The sequence below is a fragment of the Cyanobacteria bacterium GSL.Bin1 genome (assembly GCA_009909085.1).
Taxonomy (GTDB): Bacteria; Cyanobacteriota; Cyanobacteriia; order Cyanobacteriales; family Rubidibacteraceae; genus Halothece.
The window spans coordinates 1-6,072 of sequence record JAAANX010000141.1 but is presented as its reverse complement, the minus strand read 5'-3'; the positions used below and the strand labels follow the sequence as shown (position 1 = coordinate 6,072).

Here is a 6,072-nt window from a genome sequence, read left to right as displayed (position 1 = left end):
TTGGCGCGCCGTTGCTGCTAATTTATCTGATTTAGCGGCGATGGGAGCAACGCCTCGGGGGATTACGGTTGGCTTAAGTTTACCGAAGACCGTGCCAGTGGCTTGGGTGGAACGCCTCTATGAAGGCTTAAGTGAGTGTTTACAGCAATACCAAACGGTCCTGTGGGGCGGAGATGTTACCCGGTCTTCCCTGGTTACGATTGCGATTACTGCTGTTGGCAAAGTGGAACCGCAGCGAGTGATTCGGCGTCAGGATGCTCAGGTGGGAGATGTGATTTTAGTGACGGGAGAACACGGCGCATCTCGGGCAGGGTTAGAGTTATTATTACACCCAGAACGGCAATCTGAACTCGATACAGTGAGTTGCCAGCGTCTGATTCACGCGCACCAACGTCCGAAACCCCGGCTAGATGTATTGCCCTTGCTGGGGGAAGTGTTACCGGAATTTCGTGTTGCTGGTATGGATAGCAGTGATGGTTTAGCTGATGCAATTTTACAACTTTGTCGCGCCAGCCACGTGGGAGCCAACATTGATTTAGACTCGCTTCCTATTCCCAAAGTTCTATCGCGGTGGGTTTCCCAAGAGCAAGCCTTGCAATGGACGCTCTACGGGGGAGAAGATTTTGAGCTAGTGTTAACCCTGCCGAGACATTCAGCACAGCAATTACAGCAAAAATTGGGTAATGGAGCGAGCATTATTGGTGAAATTACAGCCGAACCGCAAGTAGAAGCAACTAGTTATTCCTCAGGGCAAAGTTGGACACTGGATTTAAGTCAAGGGTTTCAGCATTGGGGCAATTCTAGTGAAGCGTAACCATATCTAGGGAACTCATCTAAAATTGATCAATGTTTGCTACAGATTGATTGGGGAGACAAGGAGAGGGCTATGTGTCGCATGAATTAATCCATTTCAGAGATTCAGTTCGTTGCTGTTTGTTCCAGATAATGATGCACTCCCTTGCTCATTTGGATGAGGTTAGGGATAATCGTTTTCCCTAAAAAATTTTCGGTTATCCTAGCAATTTTATCCCGAAAAGGCTGGGGAAATCCTTTAATTTGTGCTGGATCGATTTTCATCTCTCCTCGCGTCTCGATAAGAGTCGTATCATTATTGCCAAGGAAGCAGTTTTTCCCCGCGCAAAAAACGGCTTCTGTGAAGGCATGGGTTTCAATGCGCCACTCCAGTGTAAAGTTTGATTCATCCCAGATGTCATATTCAGTCCAAGAAAGCATTGCTTCCCCCATCACGGCTCTGAAGGCTATCGGAATTTTGCCGCCCCCATGCCAAATATTGGTGCAGAAAAGCTGCTCATTCTCTTGACGACGGGATTTGATTTCAACGGCTCGAATATTGGGTATATAGGGGACTAACTCAACTAGCCGATCGCGATAAGTCCTATACACGAGAGAGCGGGAAAAAGGAAGGTTTAAATCGGCACTAATCAGCATTGGTCCTGGGTGATGGGGTTAATTTGGGGTAACCAACCGGTCATCTTGAAGCTGTTGATACATCAAACCGTTCGTTGTATTATACCGGTCCCACTCTCTCTTAACCCACCAATTCTGCCATTAATTCGGCAACTGGAATAATTCGCTCAGCACGCCCAGCATTACTACCAGCAAAGATTAGTCCATTGTTTACATCTCCACGAGCGGCTTTATCTAAAGCCCGAGCAATACAATAGTGTTCAGCGCGATCGCGACAGCTACAAACTTGCAGACAACTGCCAAAACAACGTTTGTCTAAATCCGGGGCTTGCGCCATCGCTTTTTCCGCGAAGGAATTCTTTAATGCTCGTCCCGGAAGTCCAACCGGTGAGGGAACAATCACCACATCTTCTGGTTTTGCATCACGATGATATGCTTTATATTTCCAATCCGCATCGCATTCATCCGTTGTAATAAAACGGGTTCCCATTTGGACGCCACTTGCCCCTAACCTCAAAGCGCGATCAATATCCGAGCGATCCCAAATGCCACCCGCAGCAATCACAGGGATTTCCACTTGCAAGTCTTCTCGCAGATAAGCAATTAATTCGGGAATCACTTGTTCTGCACTGAGATTCGGTTCTCCTAACTCCTCTTTTTTCGCCCCTAAATGACCGCCTGCTGAGTTGGGATTTTCCACCACAAAGGCATCCGGTAAGCGTCCATGTTGACGTTGCCATTTGCGACAAATCACTTTTGCCGCTCTTGTACTCGAAATAATAGGAACCAGGGCAACATTGGGATAATCACGGGTATATTCGGGTAAATGCATTGGTAATCCTGCCCCAGCAATAATCAAATTTGCGCCATTTGCTGCTGCTGTACTCACTAAAGTTTCATGATCTTGTCCGGCAACCATCGAATTAATGCCAATAATTCCATCGGGGCTCAGTTGACGGGCTTTTTGCAATTCATCGATTAAGGCTAAACGATTCGCTTCAAAAATATTTCTTTTCCCGCGTTGCTTGGGATCAAAATAGGAGGAACCAAACCCCAAGGCAACAGCAGAGATAATGCCGATACCGCCAGCATTGGCGACAGCACTCGCTAAACGCGCACCGGAAATTCTAATTCCCATTCCACCTTGAATGATGGGGTAGCGGGGGATATGGTTACCAATCTGAAGAGTTGGAAGGGTTGTCATAATGGTTCTTTATCTTACGAGGTCACGTCGATCACACCAGAGCCTAAACAGGTTTAATAACTATCTAGCAGTTTAATTGTATAAGTATATAAAATAATAGACAAGTTATCACCTTAACTTTGAACGCTTCGTTATGATCAGCCAATCATTTATTTAAATGCGAAAGCGGCAATAGTAAGACAACCCCAACCGATCAGAAATGTTGCACCTCCTAAGGGAGTAATAGCGCCTAACCCTTTGATCCCTGTCAAGCTGAGGGCGTATAAACTACCTGAAAAAATGACTATCCCCAAGATAAAGGCGAAACCGGCAGCGATTAGCGGTGTTTGCGATGCCTCAGCACGATTCAATAGCAATGCGACTACTAGCAATGCTAAAGCATGATACATCTGGTATTCAGCCCCAGTCTCAAAAATTTCCAGTGCCCTTTCACTCAGTTGATCTTTGAGGGCATGACTAGCAAATGCTCCAGCTGCAACTGAGGTGCCGGCTAAAATTGCTGCGATTGCTAAAAAAATTCGAGTCATCACTCTCTTACTCTTTCTATCTGTTCTCTCCACGCTAGCAATTTTGATCAGCAACACATTTAAAGGTTTAATTGTCTCAGAAGCTCCCTTGAAAAGTTTCAGATTCAATAAGTGTATCGCGCAGCGCTTGTTAGCCGATCCAACTTGTCACACCTAATGAGAATTAGGTTAAAGCCTGATAAAAATGATACACAGTTGAAGTAATTCGTATTTAAGGGATGTCGTGTATCTAATTTTATAGAATATATCAAAATTAAATATTTCTAGAATCAGCTAAATCAATTAGGCTTAAGCCAAAAAGCTTGATTAGCTCAATTGAAATGGAATTTTGTTCACTTTAATGCAAAGACACTCAAAATGAAATTGTTTTTTTCTATACTTTTTTCGCTCAAACATTTATTCAAAACTTAACTCTCTCTTAGTGTCCAATTTGTCTCTAATTACTTAAGATAGTCCTGGTTTATATCAGTATCTATCTTAATCGACTCATTCAAAGCTGGGAGTTTTCTCTGGTAGTACAGCAAGTAATAGCGCTAGTTAGAAGTGCAGTACTTAAATCGAATCGCTACTGGAATTATTTTTTTCAGCATTGAATTTGGAACTAATATTTGCTGTTAGTTCAAAAGCACAAAAAAATATTGATTAGTAATTGTTGGAGACATCTTATGAACGCACAGAAATCCCTCCTTTCAGACAAGACGCTAAACGCTGTTACATACAATATTCATCATGGTCGTGGTAACGATGATGTAGTTAATTTAGACCGGATTGCAGAAGTTATTGCTGATACCGAGTCTCATGTTGTTGCTTTACAAGAGAATGATATTGTCAATGGACGTACCGGCTTTATCAATCAACCGCAAGTTATTGCTGCAAATCTCTCAGAGCTAACCAGTCAAGAATGGGTGGCATTAGAAGCACCGGCTATTGAATTTAGCGGTGGTGAATATGGTAACGCGATTCTCTACAATGAGGAGGCTTTAGATTTAATCGAATTTGAAAATGTCTCACTGCCGGGTAATCCAGCAGGGGATGGAAAACGCTCAGCAGGTATTGCTAATTTTCAATTTGAAGACACTGACTTTGATTTTCAGTTTGTGGCAACCCATTTGACTAATCTTAATGAACCCACAGAGGATGATTCGACGATTCAGCTCGATAGCTTAGATATTATTGATGATGCGGTTAGTCTTAACTTACCGGTCATTTTAGCTGGAGACTTAAATGCCGATCTCAATCCCGTTTTAAGTGATGGAGAATTAGTGGACAATAATCCTGAAACCATTGAAGAACTCGAAGACCTGGGTTATCAAATTGTTAGTCCTTTCGACGATGACAGCGATACCGTTCCCTCAGAAGATTTTGATGGCGTCATTGACTATATTGCGATTAAAAATGGCGACGAATTTGAAGTCGAAAGCAGTGAGATTGTTGTTAATGACTCAACGGATTTAGCTTCAGATCACTATCCAGTTACCACTACCTTTAGCGTCTCTTCCTCTGTTCCCACTCCTAGAGAAGAAGCTTTACCCAATACTCACGCTCACAACGACTACGAACATCAATATCCGCTCTTGGATGCTCTCAGCAACGGTTTTGTTAGTGTCGAAGCTGATATTTGGCTGTATCCCGATGATAACGAAAACCTACGAGTCGCTCACGATCCTGTAGAAGATCCGACGATTCTACCGACCCTAGAAGAACTTTACTTAGATCCTTTACAAGAGTTAAAAGAAGCGTTTGATAATGGAGGTGTTTATGCAGATGGTACGCCTTTAACGCTTTTAGTCGATCTTAAGAGTGAGGGACTTTCTACTTATCAAAGATTGGATGAAGTGTTAGCTGAGTATGAAGCCGAATCGCCTGGATTATTGACAACTTACACTCAAGATGAATCGGGGGATTACACGGTGACCCCTGGTGCTGTAACGCCAATCATCTCAGGGGATCGCCCCCGCGAATTTATGGAAAGTCAGGAGGTTCGTTACGCCGGCTACGACGGACGCAAAGATGACATCGGCACTGATACTGATCCCAATTTTATGCCCCTGATCAGCGATAACTGGAATAACTTCTTTACTGATGAGTTGGCTTGGGATGGGATAGGAGAAATTCCTGAAGATACTGAAGCCGAACTCAATGACATCGTTTCGGAAGTCCAAGCAGAAGACAAAATCTTCCGCTTTTGGAATTTACCCCAAGATGCCCCTAATGTCTGGGAACCCCTCTACGAAGCAGGTGTTGATTTAATCAATACGGACAATTTAGAGGGACTTTCTACTTTTATCGAGTCTCAATTAGAAGGGAAACTTGATCCGATTTTTGGGACAGCAGAGGCAGATACTATCGAAATTGAAGGGAATAACCATTTAGTTTTTGCTGGAGAAGGTAACGATTTAATTGACGCTTCTTTATCGGAAGGGAATAACCGCCTTTATGGCGATGGCGGCGATGATACTTTTATTTTGGGTGTGAATAATCGCGCGATCGGGGCAGCAGGTGCAGATCGTTTCTTCGTGACTTCTGATGGTGACAATATCATGACTGGCGGTGAAGGGGCAGACCAATTCTGGATTGCTAATGCCGAACTTCCCGCAGCAGCTAACATAATTACTGACTTTACGAGCGGTGAGGACGTTCTGGGTATTGCTGGTTTGGGTCTTAGTTTTAGCGATCTAAATCTTACTCAAGATGGCGATCACACTTTCATTAAAACTGACACTCAAGACTTAGCGATTCTGTCTGACGTTGCAGCAGATCATTTAACCGCTGATAATTTTGCCTTTGTTTAACTTTATCTTAATGTGACGATTCATCCCCCACTATAGCGTCAGATTAGTGGGGGATGAATCGTCACCAAACAAATAAAAGTCCGACAGGACATCCTTCGACAGGCTCAGGAACACCTTAAAC

5 protein-coding genes are annotated in these 6,072 nt (G+C 43.6%); 2 read left to right on the top strand and 3 right to left on the bottom strand.

The genetic code is table 11. From position 1 onward, the window contains the following. On the top strand, positions 1 to 814 hold an 814-nt coding region (gene thiL / locus GVY04_17205; protein ID NBD17798.1), incomplete at its 5' end, for a thiamine-phosphate kinase. Between the two features lie 104 nt (positions 815 to 918). Here the strand turns inward: thiL and GVY04_17200 are convergent. The 3 genes from GVY04_17200 to GVY04_17190 form a co-directional block, all read right to left on the bottom strand. After that, the gene (locus tag GVY04_17200; protein NBD17797.1) at positions 919 to 1,449 is read right to left on the bottom strand and encodes a hypothetical protein; all 531 of its coding nucleotides are present in this window, start codon (positions 1,447 to 1,449) and stop codon (positions 919 to 921) included. A 100-nt stretch (positions 1,450 to 1,549) separates the two neighbouring features. Further along, positions 1,550 to 2,632 (bottom strand): nitronate monooxygenase, encoded by a 1,083-nt coding sequence (locus tag GVY04_17195; protein NBD17796.1) that lies wholly within the window; start codon positions 2,630 to 2,632, stop codon positions 1,550 to 1,552. 149 nt (positions 2,633 to 2,781) lie between these two features. After that, positions 2,782 to 3,159 (bottom strand): DUF423 domain-containing protein, encoded by a 378-nt coding sequence (locus tag GVY04_17190; protein ID NBD17795.1) that lies wholly within the window; start codon positions 3,157 to 3,159, stop codon positions 2,782 to 2,784. A gap of 665 nt (positions 3,160 to 3,824) precedes the next feature. On the opposite strand from GVY04_17190, the gene GVY04_17185 reads away from it, so the two are divergent. Continuing rightward, entirely contained in the window at positions 3,825 to 5,951 is a 2,127-nt protein-coding gene (locus GVY04_17185; GenBank protein ID NBD17794.1) for a hypothetical protein, read from the top strand. Positions 5,952 to 6,072: the final 121 nt, after the last annotated feature.

What these genes read in the sequence shown, in the direction of transcription:
- GVY04_17185 (NBD17794.1), top strand. Translation starts at nt 3,825, where the DNA reads ATGAACGCACAGAAATCCCTCCTTTCAGACAAGACGCTAAACGCTGTT.
- GVY04_17195 (NBD17796.1), bottom strand. Translation starts at nt 2,632, where the DNA reads ATGACAACCCTTCCAACTCTTCAGATTGGTAACCATATCCCCCGCTAC.
- GVY04_17200 (NBD17797.1), bottom strand. Translation starts at nt 1,449, where the DNA reads ATGCTGATTAGTGCCGATTTAAACCTTCCTTTTTCCCGCTCTCTCGTG.
- GVY04_17190 (NBD17795.1), bottom strand. Translation starts at nt 3,159, where the DNA reads ATGACTCGAATTTTTTTAGCAATCGCAGCAATTTTAGCCGGCACCTCA.